This window comes from Methylophaga pinxianii (genome assembly GCF_020447225.1).
Taxonomy (GTDB): domain Bacteria; phylum Pseudomonadota; class Gammaproteobacteria; order Nitrosococcales; family Methylophagaceae; genus Methylophaga; species Methylophaga pinxianii.
The window spans coordinates 1-24867 of the sequence record NZ_JAJAEO010000145.1 but is presented as its reverse complement, the minus strand read 5'-3'; the positions used below and the strand labels follow the sequence as shown (position 1 = coordinate 24867).

Here is a 24867-nt window from a genome sequence, read left to right as displayed (position 1 = left end):
TTTTTTTTGGCTGCAGAAATGCAAACCGGTTCATTTCTGGATCTGGGAATGTTTATCCAAAATCTGATGTTAGCCGCCCAGGAAAAAGGTTTGGCAACCTGTCCCCAGGCTGCATTGGCAGAATATCCCGAGCCGGTTAAAAAGATCCTGGGTTATCCTGCTGACACTGTTCTGGTCTGTGGAATGGCTTTAGGCTATGAAGATAAAGATGCCGCTGTCAATCAATACCGTACCGCTCGTGAACAGGTTAATGCATTTACCCGCTTTTTTTATTGATTTGGAGTTTTACTATGGATTTAGCAACATTTCTCAGCACATTGAATGACAATCCCTCCGCACTGGATTTCGAAGATACAATTGCTGTGATTGATGCCAATTACCAGTTCACCCCTACCGCATTTCATAACGGTGAGTTACATAATGATGCTGGACAGAATAATGGCTCATGCAAGATTCTGTTTTTTGGCTTGTTACATGAATTGGGTGAGTCACAGACCCTCGCCTGCTTTGGCCGTTATTATCGGACCGATGTATTGCTCAATCCCAAAGGTGAGGATCACCAGAATATTCGTAATTTTCTGCGTTATGGCTGGGATCGTGTCAGTTTCAACGGTGAAGCATTAACGCCTCTGCATTAATACCCGTCTATAAAAAAAATCCCGAACGCAGAAGTCTGCGTCCGGGATCTTCCTATTTATTAGAGCAGTACTCGCTCAATACCACCGGCTTTCACATTATCAATAAACTGTGTATGCCATTTTTCACCTAAAACGTGTTTGGCCACTTCCACCACAATATAATCGGTCTCAATACCGGTATCTTCATTGTAGCGTGATAACCCTTGTTGGCAGGCCGGGCATGAAGTCAGCATTTTCACATTGCCTTTGACCGCTTTGTCCTGGCCGGTCAATTCCTTGATGCCCTTGGTGATCTCTTCTTCCTTACGGAATCGAACCTGCGTGGCAATATCCGGACGCGCCACAGCAAATGAACCCGCCTCACCACAGCAGCGATCATTCAACGCCACATCCTGGCCCAGCAAACTGGCGGCTACAGAAGTAGGCTTATAGGTTTTCATCGGTGTATGACACGGATCGTGATACATATACTGAACACCATCAACACCCTGCATTTTCACGCCTTTTTCCATCAGATATTCATGAATATCCAATAAACGACAACCCGGGAAGATGGCTTCAAATTCATATTTGAGCAGCTGGTCCATACAGGTTCCGCAAGACACAATAACGGTCTTGATATCCATATAGTTCAGCGTATTGGCGACGCGATGGAATAACACCCGGTTACTGGTAGAAATCGCTGTGGCTTTATCATCATCACCGGTAGAAGCCTGCGGATAACCACAACACAAATAACCTGGCGGTAATACCGTTTCGGTACCGACTTCATAAAGCATGGCCAGTGTTGCCAGCCCTACCTGACTAAACAGTCGTTCCGAACCACAGCCGGGGAAATAGAACACGGCATCAGAGTCTTCAGTGACCTTGGAAGGATCACGCAGGATGGGGACCATCTTGTCATCTTCCAGCCCCAGCATGCCTCGTGTAGTTCGGGTTGGCAGGTTACCGGGCATCGGCTTTTTAACAAAATGAACCACCTGCTCACGCAATGGCGTTTTACCGGTCGTCGGTAAAGGTCGTTTTTTCTTGCTATTGGCCAGAAGCCCAAGATATTTTGCCGCAGAATGCGCCAGGCGCTGTGCTTTAAAGCCCAATTGAATCATGGTTTTATGCATGATTTTCACTGTTAGCGGATCGGTGGCATTCAAGTATGCCATTGAAGACCAGGTGCCCAGATTCACGTGTCGCTTACCCTGTTTCTTCAACACAGAACGTAACTTCATTGAAACATCACCAAAGTCGATGTTCACCGGGCATGGATTTAAACAGCGATGACAAACCGTGCAGTGATCAGCCACATCATTCATTTCTTCAAAATGACGTACTGAAATTCCGCGGCGGGTTTGCTCCTCATAGAGAAACGCTTCCATAATCAAACCGGTACCCAGAATCTTGTCGCGTGGAGAATAATACAAATTGGCACGCGGCACATGGGTGGTACATTCCGGTTTACATTTACCGCAACGCAGACAGTCCTTGATATCGTTATTAATCTCACCAAGATCGCTGGCTTCCAGAATCAATGCTTCCTGCTGCAGTAATCTCAAGGATGGCGTGTAAGCGTTTTCCAAGCCAGAGCCAGCCAGCAATTTACCCGCATTGAAACGGCCCAGTGGATCTACTTTCTGTTTATAACCGGCAAACGCATCAATGGTCGCTTTATCCAGATACTGCATTTTGGTCAGACCAATTCCATGCTCACCGGAAATAACACCACCCAGATCACCCGCCAGTTTCATCACCTGATCGACGATCAATTCTGCCTCATGCATCATCTGATAATCGTTGGAATTGACCGGAATATTGGTGTGAACATTGCCATCACCGGCATGCATATGCGTCGCGACGAACAAACGGCTTGAACGATGCTCTTTGTGGATCGCATCCAGCTTATTACGTAAAGCTTCCAGAGATTGCCCCTGAAACAATTCCTTCAGTGGTTTTTCAACTTCTTTACGATAAGAGATGCGTAAATCACGCCGTTGCAACAAATTAAATATGGTGTCGCCTTCGCGAACCGTCGCCAATACCTCAGCAGGTAGCATATCTCGTAATTTTTCAGCTGAATCATCCAGACTGGCCAGGATGGTTTTCCAGCGAGCAATCACAATGTGCAGATGTTTACATGCTGCATCCAGTTTCGCCTGCAAGATCGCGTCGTTCTCAGCGCTGTCATCCATTTTCTTGGATGTCTGCTTCAGCTCTTTAGTGATGCTATTAATATATTGCACCACACCATCGGATCTCGAAGGCACGTTAATGTCAATCTCAGCACTGTTTTCTGAATGCTTTGTTTCGCGTAACTCAACTGGCTGGCTCTCGAGGTATTGCAGGGCAGCATCCGCCTGGGTAACAGGCTCATTTGGATTGTCGCTCTGCTCATCCACGTCAGCGTGCCGAGTCAGCATTTTTAACACTGACTCTGCGGTTTGCAGTTTATTACGCGTTGATTGAATAATATTGATCCGCTCGATACCGTCGTTATACTCAGACAATCGTTCAAGTGGAATCACAACATCTTCGTTAATTTTGAACGCATTGGTGTGTCTGGCAATAGCAGCAGTACGTGCCCGGTCTGCCCAGAAACGTAAACGTGCTTCCGGACTCACCGCAATAAAGCCCTCACCTTCCCGGGCATTCGATAATCGAACAACCTCGGAACTGGCTTCAGCCACTGCATTTTCATCATCGCCTACGATATCAATAAGCAATACCATTTTTGGCAATTCTGAACGTGGTGCCTTGGTGCTGTAATCAACGGCTTTTACATATCGCTCGTCGAGATGCTCCATACCGGCGAGCAGGACTTTTTTGTTGTTATCAAGAAAGTTTTTAGTTTCTACTATTGCTGGTACAGCTTTCGTCAGATCGTTACCGAAAAATTCCAGACAGACTGTCCGGATAAACTGCGGCATACGATGTAAAACAAATACTGCCGAGGTAATCAAACCATCACAGCCTTCTTTCTGGATACCCGGCAGTCCACCCAAAAACTTGTTGGTCACATCCTTACCCAGACCAAGCTTGCGCAATTGCTGGGCAGGTATGGCAATGTCTTCCGGCTCTTCCAGCAGGGTTTTGCCATCAGCTTGATAACGACTGATTCGGAATGTCGCCATCTCGATATCATGGATTTTGCCCATGTTATGATTGAGTCGCTCCACCTCCATCCAGGTCGCATCCGGTGTCACCATTCTCCAGGAAACCAGATTATCTAGAGCTGTTCCCCACATAACGGCTTTTTTACCGCCGGCGTTCATCGCCACATTACCGCCAATGGTTGAGGCATCTTGTGAAGTTGGATCGACCGCAAACACCAGACCATGTTTACCGGCCAAGTCAGATAATCGCCGCGTCACAACACCAGCTTCCGCCCGTACAGTGGCCACTTCATCATCTCGTCCTGGAAGCTTGCGATAGACAACTGCACCGAGACCTTCCAGTTTTTCGGTATTGATAACCACACTATCCGCTGTCAAAGGAATCGCACCACCGGTATATCCGGTACCACCGCCACGAGGAATAACGGTTAAGCCCAGTTCGATACTGGCAGCAATTATCGCTGCCATTTCTTCTTCGGTGTCAGGCTTGATAACGGCAAGTGGATACTCCACGCGCCAGTCAGTTGCGTCGGTTACATGAGATACGCGAGATAAACCATCAAAACAGATATTGTGTTTTTTGGTGACACGGCTCAGACGACGCATAACCACTTTACGACGATCCGCCGTTGCCAGCAGCTCGCGCTCAAACTTTTCTACCGCTTTACGAGCAGATTGCTCCAGCTGCAATGCCAGTTGGTTATCATTTTCTGTAGCACGATCACGAATCTGATCTAAACGATGGTGCAAAGCGTGACGTAGAGATTCCCAACGTTTACGATTTTCGATTAAATCATCCTGAATATAGGGGTTACGGGAGATCACCCACATATCACCCAGTACTTCAAACAACATTTTTGCGCTGCGTCCAGTTTTGCGTTGTTCACGCAACTGTTGCAGAATCTCCCACATCGGTTCACCCAGATAGCGGATAACAATTTCACGATCTGAGAAAGAAGTATAGTTGTAGGGAATTTCTCTTATACGAGTTGACATAATGGTCAGCTAATCCTGATTGAGAAGTGATATTTAATCGCGAATTTTAACACGAAGCCGGCTATTATAAGACCCATTAATAATGAGCCTTTTGCCAGAAATGGCTATTCATGAGAAAAATATGGAAATTATACAAATTATTGCACTCGCTCTATTGCAGGGCCTGACTGAATTCCTTCCCATTTCCAGCTCCGCTCATCTCATTTTGCTGCCGATTATCGCCGGATGGGAAGATCAGGGATTAGCTTTTGATGTTGCGGTACATGTCGGCACCTTGGCGGCCGTTATCTTTTACTTTCGCGCAACGATCCGGCAACTCTTCTTTGATTGGTTACGTTCAATTCAACAAAGACAAATTGTGGGAGAAAGCAAATTAGCCTGGGCCGTGATTGTGGGAACGATCCCTGTTGGACTCGCCGGCCTGTTTTTAGGTGATTTTGTTGAAGTATTTTTACGCAGTCCCGTTGTCATTGCGATTACCACCATTGTATTTGGTCTCCTATTAGGCTGGGCAGACTGGAAAGGCAAACGCAACCGTGATGAACAACAATTGAACTGGAAGGATATTTTAATTATCGGTGTGGCACAGGCAATAGCATTAATTCCCGGTACATCTCGATCAGGCATTACCATGACTGCCGCATTAATGTTAGGCTTAAGCCGTGAAGCTGCTGCTCGATTCTCATTTTTACTTTCCATACCGGTTATTTTCCTAGCAGGTAGTCTGGAAACAGTGAAGTTAGTTAAAGCCGAGCAAGCAACGGATTGGTTCGCCTTAACTGCTGGTGCAGTTTTCTCAGCCATTAGCGCTTACATCTGTATCTTTTTGTTTCTGAAACTACTCGAACGGATAGGAATGTGGCCTTTTGTCATTTATCGCCTGGTACTGGGTGGCATACTGCTGTTTATATTTAGTTAATTGCAGTTGACATACTTTGCTTGAATCCGTAACATTCTCCCTCTTTATTTGACCGCATGCGTATATTTTCAGGAGCACCCCGCGGAATGAAAACCTTAAGTGCAAAACCAGCAGAAGTTCGTCGCGACTGGTTCGTAATTGATGCTGATGGCAAAACTCTGGGCCGTATGGCTACAGAAATCGCTCGCCGTCTGCGCGGCAAACACAAAGCTATCTATACACCTCATGTTGATACCGGCGATTACATTGTTGTTGTAAACGCTGAGAAACTGCGTGTTTCCGGTAACAAAATGAAAGATAAGATTTATTATCACCACACTGGTCACATCGGTGGTATCAAATCTATCTCACTGGAAAAACAACTGGACAAAGCACCTGAGCGTGTCATCCAGACAGCAGTGAAAGGCATGTTGCCTAAAAACCCTCTGGGCCGTGCTATGTTCAGCAAACTGAAAGTTTATGCTGGTACTGAACATCCACACACAGCTCAACAACCTAAAATGCTGGAAATTTAATCGGATATCGTCATGGCAGATTCTTACTACGCTACAGGCCGCCGCAAAAGCTCAACCGCTCGTGTATTCATGAAGCCCGGCAGCGGCAACATCACCATCAACACTCGCAGCCTTGAAGATTACTTCGGTCGTGAAACGTCTCGTATGGTTGTTCGTCAGCCACTTGAACTGGTTGAAATGCTTGACAAAGTTGACTTGAAAATCACCGTACGCGGTGGGGGTAACAACGGCCAGGCAGGTGCTATTCGTCACGGTATCAGTCGCGCATTAGTTGAATACAACAGCGAACTGAAAACGGACTTGCGTAGCGCAGGGTTTATTACTCGTGATGCACGTGCCGTTGAACGTAAGAAAATTGGTCTGCATAAAGCACGTAAGAAACCACAGTTCTCAAAACGTTAATACAACGTTCATCGAACACAAAAAAAACCACCTTCGGGTGGTTTTTTTGTTTTTAAACTTCTCAAATTGCTTGAATCATGTTATCTAATAACCTGATTTTGATAAGTTTAGAAAGGATAAAAAAATGAAAAAACAGGGCATTGTCGGACTCGTAGGACTGCTGGCCTGCTTTAGCGTTGAAGCACAATCTCCGGAAGTGGCTATCTCTGCAGGGAGTTTTGAAGTTTTTGAGAGTGATAATTCGCTGGAGCTGGGTGCTGAATATCGTTTTGCCTCGCAGGAATCTCTATTTAATCTCATTCCAGCCGTTGGGGTGAGTGCCAATTCTGATGGCGGCTACTGGATACATGCCGGAGCACGCTATGATATAAACATGGGTGAGAAATGGGTATTAACCCCCCAGTTAGCCGGTGTAGCTTATCAAGATGGCGACGGCCCAGACTTGGGAAGTGGCTTTTTATTCCGCTCAGGCATTGAACTGGGTTATCGAATTGGCCCGTCTTCACGGTTAGCATTAACCCTCTATCATATGTCTAATGCTGATTTGGCAAAAAATAATCCTGGTTCAGAAACATTAATGGTCAGCTACAGTTTCTCACCATTCAATCGTTAGGACCGGTGTTTTTTATAAAATAATCCTTTGCCTTCCGGCTGGGTTTTAAATCGCCGATGCACCCACAAATACTGCGCCGGCGATTTTCTTATCTCAGATTCCACCCAATTATTGACTCTTTGAGCATCTGCCACGTCATCACCTGTCGGGTAATTTTCCCAGGCAGGTCCGATATCAATGGAATAATTGCCGTTGGCTAATCGCCTTGGTACATACGGTACAATACTGGTTCCGCTCATCTTTGCCAGACGCGCAGTTGCCGGAATAGTTGCTGCATTGATACCAAAGAATTTGGCAAAAACGCTGGTTCTGCGACCAAAATCCTGATCTGGTGCGTACCACACTACTTTATTCTTTTTTAATGCCCTTAACATGCCCCGCATATCGGCCTGTAATATCGTGCCTTCACTATGATGCTGACGTTGACGCAGCATCACTGCGTTAAATAACGGACTTTTGAGCTCGCGGAACATAACATAACAGGGTTGTTTCAACATGATTAAGCGGCCACCTAATTCCATACTGGTAAAGTGCCCGGTAAGCAATAAAACCCCTTTCCCTTTGGCCAGCGCATTCTGAATATGTTCAAGCCCATGGTATTCGACCCGTTTTTCGAGACTTTTGTCGCTGGCCCACCAACTTATCGCTGTCTCGATCGGCATCATGCCCATGGTCAACATATTTTCGCTCAGCAAATCTTTACGTGCCTGAGGGCTCATTTCAGGAAAACATAACTCAAGGTTCCGCCTGGCGACCCGCTCGCGATCCTTCATAAACAACCGCATCAGATGTCCCAAAGTATGACCCGCAAACAATTGCCAGGATTTTGGCAAATAAATTGAGATACGCATTAAACCCAAGCCAAGCCAATTAGGCCAAAACCGAGGATGAAGGAATTTTTTACTGAGAATTTTCATCTGTGTAATAACAATACAAAACAGCGTCTATGCTATCATCCCAACTCAATTTAAGCTTAAAAAACTGCCTCCAGTGAGTCCAATTTGAAAGTCTTATACTCAACATTATTTTATCTGGCATTGCCCCTCATATTGATGAGACTGATTTGGCGAGGCTTTAAAGCACCCGATTACTTCAAACGCTGGAATGAGCGTTTTGGACATATCTCCCTCCGTACTTCCAAGCAAAAACTGATCTGGGTGCATGCTGTTTCGGTGGGGGAGGCCGAAGCCTGCAGACCTTTAATCAAGGGGTTGCAGCAACGCTACCCTGAACATCAAATCCTGATCACCACTATGACGCCGACCGGCAGTACACGGGTGAAAAGTTTGTTCGCTGATAGTGTTCTGCATGTTTATCTGCCTTACGATCTGCCGTTTGCGATTAAACGTTTCTTAAAAGCCATGCGTCCTGAATTTGGCATCATTATGGAAACAGAACTGTGGCCAAATCTGATTCTGATCTGCGCAGAACAATCCATCCCCGTCGTTATTGCTAATGCAAGATTATCGGCTCGAAGTGCACGTGGCTATCAGAAAGTCAGCAAATTAACTCAACAGATGTTACAAAGCATTCCTCTCATCGCCGCCCAGACACAGAGCGATCGGGAGCGCTTTATTCAATTGGGAGCTGATAAAGCAAAAGTACACGCCGTCGGAAACCTGAAATATGAAATCAGCTTACCGGCGAGTGTTATTGAACGTGCCGAATCCATACGTGCACTTTGGGGTAATCGTCCCGTATTCATTGCCGCCAGTACCCATGAAGGTGAAGAAGAACAAATCATTGATGCTGCTCGCAAAATCCGCGGCCAATTTCGTGATTTATTGCTCGTCATGGTCCCTCGCCACCCAGAACGCTTTGATCGTGTCGCCGCTTTATGTCGTCGTGCGGGATTAAATACACTGCGTCGAAGCGAGGGCAAACCCTGCAGCAGTCAGGTTCAGGCTTTGGTGGTCGATACAATGGGTGAGCTATCCATTTTTTATGGCACCGCGGATGTTGCATTTGTTGGCGGTAGCCTTATCGCGCATGGAGGCCATAACTTGCTTGAACCCGCTGCGCTCTCGAGACCAGTCATCACCGGACCGCATTATTTCAACTTTCTCGAGGTCACTCAGCGGTTTCTCGAACACCACGCTGCAATTGAGGTAAAAAATCCCGAACAATTAGCTGATACCGTCATCGAATTATTAAAAGCGCCTCAACGTCGCGCTGAAATGGGTGATGCCGGCAAACTGTTAATCGAACAAAGTAAGGGTGCCAGCCAACGTTTGCTCAACCTGATCGATATTCATATCCGTCATGCCAAACGATGATTATTGGATGCGTCAAGCATTAATGCTGGCGCAACAAGCGGAACAGAACGGTGAAGTGCCGGTTGGAGCAGTCATTGTATTAAATGATCAACTCATAGGTTCTGGCTGGAATCAGCCTATCCGTCAACACGATCCCACAGCACATGCCGAAATTGTCGCTTTACGTGCCGCTTGCACGCACCAACAAAATTATCGGCTGCCTCAAGCTACGATGTATATCACTCTGGAGCCCTGCATTATGTGTGCTGGCGCGATTGTGCATGCCAGAATTGAGCGTGTGGTATTTGCTGCTACAGAGCCGAAAACAGGGGCTGCAGGAAGTTGCATTGATATATTTAACACCAGTCAGCTGAATCATCGGGTTCAGTATGAACAAGGTCTGCTAGCTGATGAGAGTAGTCAAATGTTAAGAACTTTTTTCCGTTCGAAGCGATAAACATCACACTTTACAGTCTTTGATGGTGAGTTTTGGCAAATAATATGTGCAAAGCTATCCTGATGTTGCATAATTTCCTGCCCGATTGTCAGAGTGAAGTTTTGAAAAAGCTGATTTTTCTCATTTTCATGCTCTGCGTGTTAAACGCTTGCGATACTCCCAGCAATCAGCTTGAGCAGATTCTGGAACGTGGCGAACTTCGCGTAGTAAGCCGTTACGGTTTGACCAGTTATTACAATAATGGCGGTGAACTGGCAGGTTTTGAATTCGAGTTGGCACAAGGTTTTGCTGATTATCTAGGCGTCGATCTTAAAGTGACAGTTCCAGATAACCTCAGTAAAACTCTTAATATGATTGATAACGGTCAGGCTGATATCGCTGCCGCCGGGCTAACGATTACCCGCTCTAGACAAAATCGATTACGTTTCGGCCCGATTTACCATGAAGTCACCCAGCAATTGATTTACCGTCATGGCAGTACCCCCCCTCGAGATATCACTGAAATTAATAGTGGCCAGCTGGAGATTGTTGCCAACAGCAGTCATGCCGAACAGCTCGCCATATTACAACAGGAAATTCCATTACTCTCCTGGACCGAAAATACTTCTATAGATACCAGTGGTTTGTTAGAACTGGTGCAACTTGAATTAATCGATTACACCATTGTTGACTCTAATGAAATGGCCGCTAGTCATAGCCTTTATCCCGAATTACGTGTTGCTTTTGATATATCTGATCCACAACCGCTTGCCTGGGGTATGCGGCGCAGTGATGATATGAGTCTTCAACTTGCGGTCAATGCTTTCTTTGAAGACATCGAAAACTCGGGGTATCTGGATCAGTTGATTGAAAAGTATTTTGGTCATATCAGGCGCTTTGATTATGTAGACTCCCGCGCCATACACCGGCGTATACAAACACATTTACCAAAATATGAGTCCACTCTCAAAGCCGCTGCATTGGCATATGATTATGATTGGCGATTATTGGCAGCTATTGCCTATCAGGAGTCACACTGGAATCCTGAAGCTGTTTCAAGTACTGGTGTGCGTGGCTTGATGATGCTGACACAGGCTACTGCAGATGAAATGGGAGTCATTGATCGCGAGGATCCTGAGCAAAGTATCTTTGCTGGAACGGCCTATCTGACGATCATGAAAAACCGCTTACCCGAGCGCATTACTGAACCGGATCGAACCTGGCTGGCACTGGCAGCCTATAATATTGGTCTGGGCCATCTAGAAGACGCGAGAGTGCTTACTGAAAAAAATGGTGGTAATCCTGACCGCTGGGCAGATGTTCGCGAAAACCTACCCTTACTGGCAAAAAAACAGTGGTTCAGCCAGACACGCTACGGATATGCCCGCGGAGGGGAACCCGTGCGCTATGTTGGAAATATCCGACGCTACTACGATATTATGCTGCATCATGATGAGATAAATCGTGAATCGACCACGCCACCGCCCTCACAAGTGAATGAGACACTTCCGGCTGCTCTATAAAAAAGGCCGGTTGCTTACGCTAACCGGCCTTGATAGATGCATCATAGCTTATTTTTCAGCTTCAACTTTTTCAATCAAATGCTCAGCCACGTTAAGCATTTCAGTCATCCCACCTGCCAGGGGTGCATCCGTAAAATAACGTCCATCGACGATAATGACTGGAACGCCCTGAACACCAGATGTTTGGCTGATGATCAATGCTTTTTTAACGTTGGTTTTGACAGTAAACGAATTCATCGTTTCCAGGAATTTGTCACGATCAATGCCCTGCTCTTCAACAAAGTCGAGCAAACGATCTTCGGTATCGAGACGACGCTTATCAATATGAATCGCATTAAACAATGCTTTATGCAATTTTTCCGAATCACCCGTTACTTGTGCAGCATAAAACACTCTTCCCAACTGCAACCAGCTGTCACGGAAAATAGCCGGAACCTGAGTAAATTTCACATTTTCAGGCAAGGTTTCTTTCCATTGCATGATTTGTGAGTCCAAAGTAAAGCAATGCGGGCAGGAGTAAGAGAACAACTCGATGACTTCAATTTGTTCATTTGAAGTATTTTTAGCCATACGCTCAGTGGTTGGCTTGTAGTGATCACCCTCTTTGTAGCTTACTGAATCAGCTGACACAGAAAATGGCATTAGCAATGCCGCTGTGGTGAGTAACAAAGCACGAATTGATCTTGTCATTTCAATATCCTTAAATTTTATTTACAAAGTGCCGTAAGAATGCAGTCCGGACAGAAACATATTGACACCTAAAAAGGCAAATAAGGTCACAAATAATCCAACAATCGCCCACCATGCCATAGGTGCACCACTCCAACCTTTTGTCATTCGCATATGTAACCAGGCAGCGTAATTTAACCAAACAATCAAAGCCCAGGTTTCTTTCGGATCCCATGACCAGTAGCCACCCCATGCTTCAGCCGCCCACAAAGCGCCGAGAATAGTAGCCACAGTAAAAAAGGCAAAGCCCAAGGCGATGCTTTTATACATTAAGTCATCCATCATCGTCAGCGGTGGCATGGCTTTCACCATTCCGCTATTTGGGCTCTTTTCCATGCGCCAGTTAACCAATAAGTAAGCTATACCGATCATGGCTGCCATGGCAAAAGCACCATAACCGATGAAATTGGCTGGCACATGGATCTTCATCCAGTAGCTTTGTAATGCAGGAACCAAGGGTTGGATTTCGTGGGCGTTACGTTCAAATGCATACCAAAGTTGAAAGATAACAGCCGCTGAAATAACCAATAAAACAAAGCCGCCCAGACTCCGCACTTGATAGCGACGTTCATAGAATAAATAGATTAATGCTGTGACCACAGCAAACAGAATAAACACTTCGTACAGGTTACTGACCGGGATATAGCCGATATCAGCTCCCATCATATGGGTTTCACGCCAGCGTACCATCAGTCCTGTCATACCAAATGTGGTCGCTATCCAGGTAAATGCACTCCCCACCTTCTCGGTATAGTCAGAACGGAATATCAAACCACCAAAATAAGTAAACGTCGCTGCAATAAAAAACACACTCATCCACATTATTGCTGACTGGCTGGCCAGCATGTATTTGAGCAAGCCGTTGGTTTCCGCAGCGCCGAGATCTGTTCCGTATAACTGAAGAGCGATTAAACTGAGTATCGCAACAGCAACCGCATGAGCGCGAAAACCTGGCCAATGATTTCCTACTAAGCCCATGCTGATGGCTGTGAAGATCAATATGGATACTTCGTAAACATCAAGCACATCTTGATATATCGTGAGTATCCCAATGGTGGCCAGCAATAAAAGTCCATACCACCACCAGGTATGTGCAGCTGGCCTTGTCATTATTTCAGTATTTGTTGTCATAGGTTTCTCATACTCTTAAACACTTTTATAAGAACTTGGCTACAAGTTGGAGTTCCCCGTTTTACGGGCTAATTCGGTTTGTTGTTCCATGAAAAACATATCAAACTCTCGTGCATTCCGATTGGTCGATCCCGCCAAAATAATTTCCGTTTGTTCCGTGGTTTTTTCTACCCATGCCCAAAGCCGTCTTTGCGGAAGATAGAACAACAGAAACACACCAATAATCAATAAAGCACAACCGAAATACACTACATTTTTACCTGGTGCTCTGGCGATTTGCAGTCCAGTCGACTGTATGTGTTCAAAATCGGTCAGATGTAAAAATACAGGGGAACCATAACGCGACAATGTGCCGATCGCATCCACAGTGTCTTGTAAAAACAGCAACTGATCATTTGTTACTGTTTGCGGATCCACCCCATCCATACTGAAATAAATTCGCGCTAGCATTTCCCGTAACATACCTAAATAGGCAGGTGCCAAATTATCACGCTCCGCATCCGGTAGATTGTTGTCAATAAAGTTTCTCACTTCATCAAATCCACCTCGCACAAACATTTTTATCAATGTTTCCAATGTCTGCTGCAAGCTAACTTCAAGTGTTTCATCTCGCTCCGGCATCACCGCAAGGGCTTCTTTCATCATTGAATTAGCCACGCCGGAAACCAGCTCCTCGTCACGAAGTAAAGCTGAATATTGTAAAAACTGCTTCAAACTACCTTGTTCATCGACCGGTAGATACAAATAAGCAAATGGCTCTGCCGGGCTATTGCGGACACCGCTTAAAAAGTACTCGCGGCCATCACGCTCGACAGGAAACATATAATTTTCATATTCCCTTGCTTCACCAGTCTCTGTGCGTAATTTAAAAGTAAAGTTCGGACCGAAATCACGCAGGTTTCGCGAATCCTCTTCGGTGGGATCTGGATTGATATTAAAAGGTCGGAAATTTGTCATTTCCAATTGCATGGTTTCCTGGCCCCACAGCATTTGGCGATTTTCAAAAACTTTGGTTTGAATAGCTACCGGTTCCGTTCCCGCCCGGCTATCCAGTGGCCAGGCATCCATAGTTAAAATGGAACCACCATCACTGAAGCTGGCCTGGTAAATAGCATGTCCCCGGTAAATCAACGGATGATTCACCGAGATAGTCTCTTCCAGTGGTGCATCCAGTTCATCATCATGAATCACCAGATCAGATTCAAAGGATTTCGGTTGTCCATTGGCATAATGCTCAATTCGGAAATCTTTCACTTCGATACGGAAAGGTAATTCCTGCAATAAATAACCATCGCGGACAGGTAAGAAAACAACTTCCGAAGCTTTTCCTTCAGGAATACTGACCGTACCTCGAAAACCTTGGCCACCTACCGCAAGACGGCTCTCAGCAGGGATTTCCCGAATAGAAAGATCTCGGGTTTCAATTTTGATATCCCCCCGCCATTCCGCCAGTTTTAAAGGCATATTACTGTCAAATAATCCGCCAACACAGATGACGACAATTGCAATATGTGTAAATAAATAGCCTAAGCGGTTCATCCCACCACGCATAGCGGAAATTAAAATGGCATCATCTTGTTTTACAGTTTGTCGGCTGCGGAAACCAAGCTTTTTGAATTCTTGCTGTAGATTATCAGCAACAGTTTCTATGGGATCACTGGATTGCCATTGGGCGCTGTGATGCATGGCGCGTAATGATTTTTTCTGCACATTTGTCCGCAATTGCCACATCTCTTTCAGCATGGCCGGAAAATGGCGAATTACGCAGACAGAGGTTGAGATGACCAATAATGCCAGGATGGCGATAAACCATAAGGCACTATAAACATCATAGAGTCCCAATTTATCAAATACTTCAAACCAGAAAGGGCCGAATTTAATCACGTAATCAGCGTAAGGCTGATTTTGTTGCAGAACAGTACCGATTACCGAAGCAACAGCTAATGTCAATAATAAAGTAATTGCCAGCTCCATAGAGCCGATAAATAAGAATAAACGGCGTGAAAAGCTGTGGTTCGAATGACCTTTAGTTGTTGCTTCAGACATTAAATTGCTCAAACATGAGCCGACTTTACTCCGGCGCAATCATCAAAATTGTCACCGGAGTATTATCAGCAATTAGTGCAGACCGGATACATAGGCGGAAACCGCTTTAATCTCTTCATCTGTCAGCTTAGAGGCAATATCACGCATCATTCCATTGGGGTCGTTATGACGCTCACCCTTTGCAAAAGCATGTAATTGCGCTTCAGTATAGGCACGATATTGAGCAGATAGTTTCGGCCATTTCGCTGCGGGCATACCACTACCATTAGGACCATGGCAGGCCATACATGCAGGCACACCAGACTGGCTATTGCCTCCGCGATAGATCTGTTTGCCCTGTTCTAACAAATCTTCACTTACTGCACCGGGGCTGGTTTTTTGGCTGGAAAAATACGCCGCTAAATCGGCCATATCCTCTTCAGATAAATTCGCTGCCATTGGTGCCATAATCGCATTTTCACGTTCGCCGCTTTTAAATTCGACCAACTGTTTATAAATATAGCTGGCATGTTGGCCCGCCAGTTTTGGATACATATCGGATGGGCTGTTTCCATCTGCACCATGACAAGCTGCACAGACGGCTGATTTTGCTTTACCGGCTGAAATATCACCCGCGGCAAAAGTAAGTGGTGAATTGGTTGCTACCAAACCCAACACCACTGCAAAAATAAATTTTTTCATTGTAGTTCCTAGACACTAACTTTCGGATACAAAACTTCCGGTATGCTACTCTTATTGGCACTTTTTTGCACCTGGAAAGACTGACATGTCAGAGTTATACCGTAGCGCGCATTATACTGTCAGCGCGACACAATTGTCCCAATTGCCACCCGACTCAGGATATGAAGTTGCCTTTGCCGGTCGCTCAAATGCTGGAAAATCCAGTGCTATCAACACTATTACCGGAATTAAAGCTTTAGCACGAATCAGTAAGACACCAGGTAGAACACAAATGATTAATTTTTTTCACCTGGACGATGAAAGAGCACTGGTAGATCTTCCCGGTTATGGTTATGCCAAAGTCCCGGAGAAAATGAAGCTAAAATGGCAGGCAACATTAAGCAAATATCTTGAAACGCGCCAATCATTACGTGGATTAATGCTGATGATGGATATCCGGCACCCATTAAAAAACTTTGATTTACAAATGTTAGGATGGGCTCAGCAAGCTGAGTTGCCTATTCACATTCTGCTGACAAAATCAGATAAGCTTGGTCGGGGAGCTGGGGGGAACGCTCTGCAGCAAGTTCGTAAAACATTAAAAGAAGCGGAACTGGAAGCTTCGGTACAGTTATTTTCATCTTTAAACCATCAAGGCCGTGATGAGGCGATACAGGTTCTCGATGCGTGGTTTGAACTTTCCAGCCCGTCAGAGGGATAGACGTTACAATTTCATTCAAACCGTAAAAAATTATGCTTCAGGTGATGGCAGATGTCGTCACTCTCTGCTAACGTTATCTGCAATGGGTGAGGTCTGACCAAACCATCTTCAGTTAAGTGCTGAAAGCCGTTTAATGGCAACGCAGCCAAAGCCATTCACCCACACCTGCTTTTTTTCCATAACGATATGCCCATTCAAGGATTGCCGCTATGACGCCAAGATATACCGCAATTACCACCCCTTTGCCTGAACTTTATCAGACGTCAAAACTGGGAATGAACACGCTCGCCTTAACCGAAGATTTTAAACGTTACTTCGGTATTTATCTGGGACAGGACAAAGGCTGTGCTTCAGGCCATTACCTGTATTCTGCCATGGCCCACACCTTACGTGACCGTTTGTTTGAAAGAATGAAAAACACCAAACATACGTATGCCGAGACACGTTGCAAACAAGCTTATTACCTATCAATGGAATTTTTGATGGGTAGAGCTACCGGCAATGCCGCATTAAATTTAGGCATTGAAGACTCATTGAAAAAAGCGCTGGTTAATCTGGGGCTTGAGTATGAGGAACTAGCCGAATTTGAACATGATGCCGGTCTGGGTAATGGCGGGCTTGGCCGTCTGGCAGCCTGCTTCATTGATAGCTGTGCCACATTACAACTGCCGGTGACAGGTTATGGCTTGCGGTACGAATATGGCATGTTCCAGCAGAAAATTGAAAATGGTCGTCAACAGGAAATGCCCGATCATTGGTTACGTGATGGTAATCCTTGGGAGCTTGAACGCCCAGAATACACCCAACGTGTGAAGTTTGGTGGTCATACTGAGTTGCGCCGTAATACTAACGGACAAATGGAAATCCGATGGGTCAATACCAATGATGTATTGGCGGTCCCGTATGATTTGCCCGTGCCCGGCTATCAAAACGGGACTGTCAACCGATTACGTTTATGGAAAGCCGCCGCTACCGATGAATTTAATCTCGAAGACTTTAATGCAGGCTCTTACACCGAAGCCGTCGCAGCCAAAAATGAAGCTGAAAATATCAGCATGGTGCTTTATCCAAACGACGCGAGTGAAAACGGTAAAGAGTTACGGTTACGGCAACAATATTTTCTGGCATCTGCCAGTTTGCAAGATATTCTGGATTATTGGGTCACCACTCATGGCGAAGACTTTGAAACATTTGCGGAGAAGAATGTCTTTCAGCTCAATGATACTCATCCAACCGTAGCCGTAGCTGAGTTAATGCGTCTGCTGATGGATGAACATTATTTAGGTTGGGATAAAGCATGGCAAATCACCACCAGAACCATGGCTTATACCAACCATACATTGCTACCGGAAGCGTTGGAACGTTGGCCCGCTAATTTGTTTGGTCGTTTACTGCCCCGTATTCTGGAAATAATTTACGAAATTAATGCACGTTTCTTAAGAGAAGTTGCCAACCATTGGCCTGGCGATAAACAACGTTTAGCACGCATGTCCATCATCGAAGAAGGCGCTCAACAACAAGTTCGTATGGCGCATTTAGCTATCATAGGCAGCTTTTCTGTAAACGGGGTTGCCGCTTTACACTCTGAGTTATTGAAAAAAGGGCTATTCGTAGATTTTTATCAGTTATGGCCGGAGAAATTTAACAACAAAACCAACGGTGTCACCCAACGCCGCTGGATGGCCTGGTGTAATCCAATATTAAGTCAGCTGATTACTGAAACCATTGGTGATAAATGGATCACGCGCCTGACAGAGCTGGAAAAGCTTGCTCCGCTGGCCCACGATAAAGACTTCCAGAAATCGTGGCACGAAGCCAAATATGAAAATAAAAAACGTTTGGCCGCACTGGTTGAAAAACAATGTGGCGTAACGTTTAATCCTGAAGCCATGTTTGATATTCAGGTGAAACGCATCCACGAATATAAACGTCAACTGCTCAATGTATTACACGTGATTCATTTATATGATCAGATCAAACGCGGTCATACTGATGGTCTGCCCAAACGCTGTGTCTTATTTGGTGGTAAAGCCGCGCCAGGCTATGTGATGGCCAAACAAATCATCAAACTTATTAATAATGTCGCCGATGTGGTGAATAATGACCCTGATATAAAAGATTGGCTTAAAGTCGTCTTTTTCCCCAATTATCAAGTATCTGCTATGGAAGTTATTTGCCCTGCTGCAGATTTATCTGAACAAATTTCAACCGCGGGTAAAGAAGCCTCCGGAACCGGAAACATGAAGTTTATGATGAACGGCGCGATTACCATCGGTACATTGGATGGAGCAAACATTGAAATTCGTGAAGAGGTCGGCGATGACAACTTTTTCCTGTTTGGCTTATCTGAAGATGAAGTGGTTGAAAAACGAGCTCACTATAATCCCCAGTCGATCATTGAGAACGATGCTGACCTGAAACGCGTAGTTGAACTACTAACCGGTGGACATTTCAACCAGTTTGAGCCGGGTTGTTTTGATAGCATTATTCATGCATTTACCAATCCACACGACCCTTGGATGACTGTTGCAGACTTTCGCAGTTATATTGATGCACAGCATCAAGCAGGTTTGGCCTATCAGGATAAAGAACGCTGGACGGCCATGAGCATCATAAATTCCGCCAGAAGCGGTAAGTTTTCGACTGACCGGACCATGGACGAATACAATCAGGGTATATGGAAACTTGAAAAAATAGCCCCAAAACCGGACAGTTAAGTTGGAGTAACGTCACATTGTTGTCAGTCCAGTTTTATCTGGGCTGACAATGAGTTTATCTATTTTCGGTGGTTTACGGCTATTAAAGTCCGTATAATTCGCGCTACCATTATTAAGTAAAGCGCCTGTAGCTCAGTTGGATAGAGTATCGGTTTCCGAAGCCGCCACTCATCACTATTTAAGGCACGAAGGCTGGGGTTCAAAACAACTTAAAATTTTTCTCATGCGCCCGTAGCTCAGTTGGATAGAGTATCGGTTTCCGAAACCGAGGGTCACAGGTTCAATTCCTGTCGGGCGCACCATTTTGAATTTTTTTGAGTGTTCGTTACAAATTGTCACTTACTTAAAAAATAACCTCGTGACAAAACTGTGCCAATCCTGTGTCAATTATATTTTACTCCCTTTGACGAACTCCAAAAATTGGACCTTCGGCCATAATTTGTCACTGGTTATTACATTGCAAAAAGCATTTATACATATGCTTAGTGAATTATGTGTTTCAGCGCATATGCATGCTCTGGATAGAAACATGCGCCCAACTTCAACTCTACTTTTTTTGATGTCAGATTGACTGAGGTTTAGATATGGTAATACGTTCATCTTTGGTTGAAATTTCCAATCGCGGTTGCATTTCACCATCAACAAAATCATAAACAATTATTTCAGGTTGATGGGAATCAAAGGATTGCCCTACAAATACACAGGCAGCATTAGACGCGCATATCAGCAAATGTAAGCGCTTGACAGAATATTTATCTTTTAGGCGTTGCAATAATCTCTGTATGTCAGCTTTCAGTCTATTACCATTCTCCGGGTGAGGAATAGCTGCATTACCCATCTCAGTAGCGACTATCTTGATTTGGGGAAATCCTAGTTCTTCAGCTTTTTGCTTCATACTCTGTGGATACGCGGTCAGAGCAATAGATAAGATAACTTCAGTAGATGCTGGCATCTCCACGTCATAATCCATGTTATATGGCGTCTCGACAGGATTATCTTGAGGCCACATCCAGCAATTTCCATCTCTGTAACGCAGCATCGGTGTAATTTCATTTTTATTACCCAATAAAGCACCTAGCCCTATAAGTGCAGGCATAGGCCCAAATGCAAAGAGAGCAGCTTTATAATTATTCTGCCGACTCAAGCTAAGAATTTCATCAGCCGCATCCTTTACAAAAACATCTATATCCCTCACAAACCTCTCAGGTCTTTTCATCAAAGAGTGATCATTTTGTACGATATCCATTCTGCCATTTTTACTCCTAGCCCTTATACGGGATAGAGATTCTGCAATTTCACGTAATGCTGGAGGTGAAGATGGGTAACTACCAACAGGCCATAGAACTGAAAAGACTGGTACAGGCTCATAGCTTAGGCCTTCGAGAAGTTTTTGTACGTTATCAATGAATTCATCACGCATTCTAGACAATTTAGATGCGTTATAGTCAGCGAGGGCGACCTTATCGATTAAGCGGTGATGTTTATCACACAAAAGCAGTATGTTGCTTGAAACATCAGACAGTAATTCAGAAATAAACAGTATTCCTCTTGGTCCATTTTGAGAGGAACCAACATTGTGAGCGTTGTAACCGAAGTTTCCACTACGTCCAGTTAGCCAATCATGATTAAGTCGTTCTCCACAACCTTCGAACATACAATGACCGTGACTATCTTGCATGACTTGATTGAGAGTTTTAGCTGAGGGAGGCTGGTTACGGCCTTTTTCGAGATGATTCTCATTAATTTTAGAGAGTAAATCATTAAATTCAGTCAGGTTTAGCTCGCATGATTGACCATTGCATTTTTTCCAAACTGAAATCAATGTATCAATAGTTGCTAGATTTTCTTGAGTAATGTTTTCTCCTTGTAAATGACGGTGTATAACCTTTTCGTTAATCATGTATTGCTCAACGGCTTGCTGGCACTCAATCTCTGGCAAGTTGAGCCTGAGACTAGCATTGGAGTCATTTGACATAAGTAAGAAAACTTGGTTTTTGTATCCCTCGTCTGTTAGAAAACCAAGCTGGTTCCATACAAAGTGTGGCTTTATTTGCTCTAAAAATTCATTTAATTTTTCCAGAGACTCAATCGGGTAGAAACATGCCTGATGCAAAAAGGAAGCTCCATCATTCACAATTCACCCCCCATATTCATACGTATAAATTTATTATCAACTTTCATAAATGCTCTAGTTTGTGCTGTACCAACTATGAAGAAAAATAAGAATCTGTCGGGATTTCGAACTGAGCATTCCAACCAATCATTAATATCAATTGACGAAGGAATAGGATCAGGCTCAGGATGTGTGTGCCATGTGCCGATATATCCCCATAGTCCATTAGTTGCATGGAATGAAGTCTCAACCTCGTGTTGGTGAAAACTATCTCTCATTACAAATCCAGTTCGAGTCGCTCTATCTTGAGGTCGCGGAGTTGTGCAGGACTCGATCCAGAAAGTTTTGTTAGCTTCATCTCGTGAACCTATTAGGGCGCCGAAAGATTCATTATGATAATTTTTAGTTTGTTTATACTTTTCCCATATTCCAATAACCTCATCTTGAACAATGACCAAATAATTATTCAGAAAAAAACGCACATGATTATTCATTGCAGATATCACAGTCTTCATCCAGCAATGGAAGTCGCTTAAAAGAATTATCGAAATGATAATAACGATGAGTTAGACGGATCTTTTCTAAAGATGCCTCATGATCATCACCTTTCCAACTGACCTTACAAGATTCCGAGATTCTGTTTTCTAAAAATTTAATGGCAAGGTCTGTTGCTAATAATGCTGTCTGAGCAGAGCAAACTGCACTGTAACTAATATATTGCTCTCCACACCCACCGATGTTTTTCGAGATGTTCTGATTCTGTTCAATAAAATTCAGATTGGAACTTAACCCACGCATGCCAGACTCTTGACACACATATGAGCACAGTAAGCATCCTTTTGAGCCTGGGATATCGAGAACAGCATGTCCACCTAAACCAAAACCTTCAAGCCAACAATTTATTACTGGCACTTCAATTTCATGATCCAGTAAATTTTTCTTAAACAACAGCTCGTGTGTTGGTCTACCTATAGCAATGATGATAAGGTCAAAACCAATTAGTTCTCGCTCGCTAATCTGGAGCAACTCTTCAGTTGAAAATTTAACATTTGTCCAAGGAAATTGGTTATGCAACATATAGCAGAGAGCCTCAGACTTTCTACAACCAACAAAGTACTCTGGCAAAACATGTCGGTATAAATTGTCGATTGAATAGATATCATTATCGAAAATAGTTAGCTCACTTATCCCTGCGGAGGACAGCTTATGTGCAATTTCCCCACCAACTGAACCAGCACCAACTAACGCTATTCGCTTGTTGAAAAGATTAGTGTTTCCACCTCCTCGCCTGACAACATTGTCGTGACTGAACATCCTGACAGCCTGTGCTTTGAGCTTCCAGCGCTCAAAACTTCCTCTTTTAACGGGAAGCGACTTTTTAGCTTTGGAAGTGAGTTTTACTGCAAACCAAGTTCTCTCAGTTAACACCGTCTCTGCTGTAAAAACTACCCAATACTGCTTTTCGCGCCATTGTCCGAATTTACGTTCTAATGTATTTCTTGTTTTTATAGGCAATTGTTCTATTGTCTTTATGTACCATTCTCGTATAGATTCAATGTCATTAGGTGCTGGCTTAAGATCCTCTATTGGCACAACAACTGCTCGACCGGCTAATGAACGTCGAACATTAGTGGCTGACCACTTAAGTCCATTAAGTGGTGATAATGAGTTATCTGCCGGCTCTACAAGGTAATGACAATTTAATCCCGACTTTGCGTCGGGTTGTGGAGAATAAACTGCTAGGCTTTGGAGAACAGGATCAGAACATGCAACCAGTAAGGGTCTCTCATGATCTAAGTCACAGATTTGAAGCCAATTGCTATAGAATTCTCTGAGCAGTTCCCGCTGATTCCATTCATGATCAGTAATGGCTTTTTTCAAAAGAATGATATGACGTTTAAGTGACTCTTCAACCGCTAACTCTGGCCTAGCAAAATTAATTGAGACAGAGTCACGATCATTAACACAAATCGCGCCGACGATTGTCCCATCAAACTCTACAAACATGACATGAGCCAACTTAGAGTAACTCTCTGGTTTCAATAAAACGAATTTGGGCATTGCAGTGAAGGGCTTATTTTCAATCAATACTAAAATTAGCTCTTGCCCCTCGATTTCAATTTTGATGTTAAGCCGCTCAGCACCTAGAACAACATCTAGAACACACTCAAATCCTTTATTACAAAGATGCTTTTGAACTAGAATACTCAAGTATCAAGCTCCCTGTGAGGTACCAACAGCACCAGCAGAGATGTAGGCTGACCTGTTAGCTGAGTTAGCTTGCTCATCCTCTACATCAAAGTCGTTTCCAAATAGGTCACGCATAATTTCACACTGTTTCTTAAGTGAGGTCTCTTCTATAGCCTTATCAAGTTTACTTCTCATTGAAATAAGCTTATTCCTAAATTGGGTGGCTGTATTCGCACTACTTCCTTCGAAAATATCTCTGTAAGGTAGGGTGGGAAGCTTAACAGTCACTTGATATTCCCCATCTAAAATTGATTGAAAATAGCCATCGTTTATAATCGCATCAATCGTATCTCTTAACGCCTGTAAATCACTCGCTTTACCCTCAGCACTAAAAAAAGGTTTAAAATTCTCTTTAAACATAACGGAAATTCCGATTGAAAAGATTTTCTTACGTACCTCTAGGCTAAATTTCTCATCGCGCCAACGCTTCATATAACGTACTAATCGTTTATATTGCGAAAGCTTATCTTCAGCAGAACCATAGTAACTATCCTTGGAATTAATCCAACAAATTAGTTCTTTCGGAGCAGAGTCTGACCATTGTTTTTTATTTTCATTTGAATTTGCCTTGCCTACTGCGAGTTGGTAGTGGTTACCATCCTTTCTGTAAACGGTAATATCAATATGAAGATTCAAACTACTATAATCAGCTGTAACGCATGGTTTCTTGATTTTTGCGTTCTTAAAGCCCCGGTTTTCAAGTACCTTCAAAACTAGCTTTTTTACTTCAACAGGATCATCGGGAGCGTCATTTGCATTAATAATAAGAGCTCTGTCGATGTCGAAATCTTCGCTGGGGTGTGTAATAGCCGTGTGCATTGACAATGAGCCTTGATAAAACGAATCTATTACAGGATAACCAGCATTCCTAAAAGCTACCTTGAGCTCTTCTAAAATACTTTGATCCTTCTCTTTGGCATCTTTATATGCATTATCTTCACGTCCTAGTTTGATTTTGTTGTGGAACTTAATAAATTGTGTTTGAAGTGACATTTGACATACCCTTTGTTGTTTCAATATTTATCCAGATGTCAAAATCATCCGGGTTATTAATTAAGACGGGAAAAATTTAAAAACTGGACATGTCCAGAAAAAAAAA

21 protein-coding genes and 1 tRNA gene are annotated in these 24867 nt (G+C 44.0%); 12 read left to right on the top strand and 10 right to left on the bottom strand.

All coding sequences use genetic code 11. The features are described from left to right. Together LGT40_RS03310 and LGT40_RS03305 are read left to right on the top strand one after the other, a co-directional pair. Positions 1 to 276 (top strand): nitroreductase (locus LGT40_RS03310; RefSeq protein ID WP_226343157.1); only part of this gene is annotated, 276 nt, incomplete at its 5' end. A gap of 14 nt (positions 277 to 290) precedes the next feature. Continuing rightward, positions 291 to 638, top strand: coding sequence for a HopJ type III effector protein (locus tag LGT40_RS03305; protein ID WP_226071668.1), 348 nt, complete (start codon positions 291 to 293; stop codon positions 636 to 638). A gap of 59 nt (positions 639 to 697) precedes the next feature. Here LGT40_RS03305 and LGT40_RS03300 read toward each other — a convergent pair whose 3' ends face one another. Next, the gene (locus LGT40_RS03300) at positions 698 to 4738 is read right to left on the bottom strand and encodes a DUF3683 domain-containing protein (protein ID WP_226071665.1); all 4041 of its coding nucleotides are present in this window, start codon (positions 4736 to 4738) and stop codon (positions 698 to 700) included. A gap of 121 nt (positions 4739 to 4859) precedes the next feature. On the opposite strand from LGT40_RS03300, the gene LGT40_RS03295 reads away from it, so the two are divergent. From LGT40_RS03295 to LGT40_RS03280, 4 genes are all read left to right on the top strand, one after another. After that, positions 4860 to 5657, top strand: a complete 798-nt coding sequence (locus LGT40_RS03295) for an undecaprenyl-diphosphate phosphatase (protein ID WP_226071663.1) — start codon at positions 4860 to 4862, stop codon at positions 5655 to 5657. Positions 5658 to 5743: 86 nt separating this feature from the next. Then, positions 5744 to 6172: a 50S ribosomal protein L13 gene (gene rplM, locus LGT40_RS03290; RefSeq protein WP_226071661.1), complete on the top strand. Its 429-nt coding sequence runs from the start codon at positions 5744 to 5746 to the stop codon at positions 6170 to 6172. A 12-nt stretch (positions 6173 to 6184) separates the two neighbouring features. Continuing rightward, positions 6185 to 6574, top strand: coding sequence for a 30S ribosomal protein S9 (gene rpsI / locus LGT40_RS03285; RefSeq protein ID WP_014705972.1), 390 nt, complete (start codon positions 6185 to 6187; stop codon positions 6572 to 6574). A gap of 124 nt (positions 6575 to 6698) precedes the next feature. After that, positions 6699 to 7187 carry an acyloxyacyl hydrolase gene (locus tag LGT40_RS03280; RefSeq protein WP_226071660.1) on the top strand — a complete coding sequence of 163 codons (489 nt, stop codon included), beginning with the start codon at positions 6699 to 6701 and terminating at the stop codon, positions 7185 to 7187. Here the strand turns inward: LGT40_RS03280 and lpxL are convergent. Continuing rightward, entirely contained in the window at positions 7184 to 8038 is an 855-nt protein-coding gene (gene lpxL, locus LGT40_RS03275) for an LpxL/LpxP family Kdo(2)-lipid IV(A) lauroyl/palmitoleoyl acyltransferase (protein ID WP_247363609.1), read from the bottom strand. The genes LGT40_RS03280 and lpxL overlap by 4 nt on opposite strands. A gap of 150 nt (positions 8039 to 8188) precedes the next feature. On the opposite strand from lpxL, the gene waaA reads away from it, so the two are divergent. Genes waaA through mltF form a run of 3 tightly spaced genes read left to right on the top strand, consistent with a single transcriptional unit; the run spans position 8189 to position 11401 of the window. Further along, positions 8189 to 9463 (top strand): lipid IV(A) 3-deoxy-D-manno-octulosonic acid transferase, encoded by a 1275-nt coding sequence (waaA, locus tag LGT40_RS03270; RefSeq protein ID WP_226071658.1) that lies wholly within the window; start codon positions 8189 to 8191, stop codon positions 9461 to 9463. 7 nt (positions 9464 to 9470) lie between these two features. Next, the gene (gene tadA, locus LGT40_RS03265; RefSeq protein WP_247363608.1) at positions 9471 to 9899 is read left to right on the top strand and encodes a tRNA adenosine(34) deaminase TadA; all 429 of its coding nucleotides are present in this window, start codon (positions 9471 to 9473) and stop codon (positions 9897 to 9899) included. A 44-nt stretch (positions 9900 to 9943) separates the two neighbouring features. Further along, positions 9944 to 11401 carry a membrane-bound lytic murein transglycosylase MltF gene (gene mltF, locus LGT40_RS03260; RefSeq protein WP_226071653.1) on the top strand — a complete coding sequence of 486 codons (1458 nt, stop codon included), beginning with the start codon at positions 9944 to 9946 and terminating at the stop codon, positions 11399 to 11401. Positions 11402 to 11449: 48 nt separating this feature from the next. Here the strand turns inward: mltF and LGT40_RS03255 are convergent, their stop codons facing one another. The 4 genes from LGT40_RS03255 to LGT40_RS03240 form a co-directional block, all read right to left on the bottom strand. After that, positions 11450 to 12091: a thiol:disulfide interchange protein DsbA/DsbL gene (locus LGT40_RS03255; RefSeq protein WP_226071652.1), complete on the bottom strand. Its 642-nt coding sequence runs from the start codon at positions 12089 to 12091 to the stop codon at positions 11450 to 11452. A gap of 21 nt (positions 12092 to 12112) precedes the next feature. Further along, positions 12113 to 13261 carry a c-type cytochrome biogenesis protein CcsB gene (ccsB, locus tag LGT40_RS03250; protein WP_226071649.1) on the bottom strand — a complete coding sequence of 383 codons (1149 nt, stop codon included), beginning with the start codon at positions 13259 to 13261 and terminating at the stop codon, positions 12113 to 12115. A 39-nt stretch (positions 13262 to 13300) separates the two neighbouring features. After that, positions 13301 to 15307, bottom strand: a complete 2007-nt coding sequence (locus LGT40_RS03245) for a cytochrome c biogenesis protein ResB (RefSeq protein WP_226071647.1) — start codon at positions 15305 to 15307, stop codon at positions 13301 to 13303. 72 nt (positions 15308 to 15379) lie between these two features. Then, positions 15380 to 15988: a c-type cytochrome gene (locus LGT40_RS03240; RefSeq protein ID WP_226071644.1), complete on the bottom strand. Its 609-nt coding sequence runs from the start codon at positions 15986 to 15988 to the stop codon at positions 15380 to 15382. 85 nt (positions 15989 to 16073) lie between these two features. Between LGT40_RS03240 and yihA the strand changes: the two genes are divergently transcribed. From yihA to LGT40_RS03225, 3 genes are all read left to right on the top strand, one after another. After that, the gene (gene yihA, locus LGT40_RS03235; RefSeq protein ID WP_226071643.1) at positions 16074 to 16688 is read left to right on the top strand and encodes a ribosome biogenesis GTP-binding protein YihA/YsxC; all 615 of its coding nucleotides are present in this window, start codon (positions 16074 to 16076) and stop codon (positions 16686 to 16688) included. Between the two features lie 209 nt (positions 16689 to 16897). Next, on the top strand, positions 16898 to 19405 hold the full coding sequence (locus tag LGT40_RS03230) for a glycogen/starch/alpha-glucan phosphorylase (RefSeq protein WP_226071638.1): 2508 nt from the start codon (positions 16898 to 16900) through the stop codon (positions 19403 to 19405). A gap of 225 nt (positions 19406 to 19630) precedes the next feature. Further along, a tRNA-Arg gene (locus tag LGT40_RS03225) sits at positions 19631 to 19707 on the top strand. A 260-nt stretch (positions 19708 to 19967) separates the two neighbouring features. Here LGT40_RS03225 and LGT40_RS16330 read toward each other — a convergent pair. Genes LGT40_RS16330 through LGT40_RS03205 form a run of 4 tightly spaced genes read right to left on the bottom strand, consistent with a single transcriptional unit; the run spans position 19968 to position 24761 of the window. Next, positions 19968 to 21539, bottom strand: a complete 1572-nt coding sequence (locus LGT40_RS16330) for an SAVED domain-containing protein (protein WP_226071632.1) — start codon at positions 21537 to 21539, stop codon at positions 19968 to 19970. After that, entirely contained in the window at positions 21536 to 22012 is a 477-nt protein-coding gene (locus LGT40_RS03215; protein ID WP_226071627.1) for a Mov34/MPN/PAD-1 family protein, read from the bottom strand. The genes LGT40_RS16330 and LGT40_RS03215 overlap by 4 nt, the downstream gene beginning before the upstream one ends. Continuing rightward, entirely contained in the window at positions 22005 to 23729 is a 1725-nt protein-coding gene (locus tag LGT40_RS03210) for a ThiF family adenylyltransferase (protein ID WP_226071625.1), read from the bottom strand. The genes LGT40_RS03215 and LGT40_RS03210 overlap by 8 nt, the downstream gene beginning before the upstream one ends. A 3-nt stretch (positions 23730 to 23732) precedes the next feature. Further along, positions 23733 to 24761: a nucleotidyltransferase domain-containing protein gene (locus LGT40_RS03205; RefSeq protein WP_226071621.1), complete on the bottom strand. Its 1029-nt coding sequence runs from the start codon at positions 24759 to 24761 to the stop codon at positions 23733 to 23735. Between the last annotated feature and the right edge of the window lie 106 nt (positions 24762 to 24867).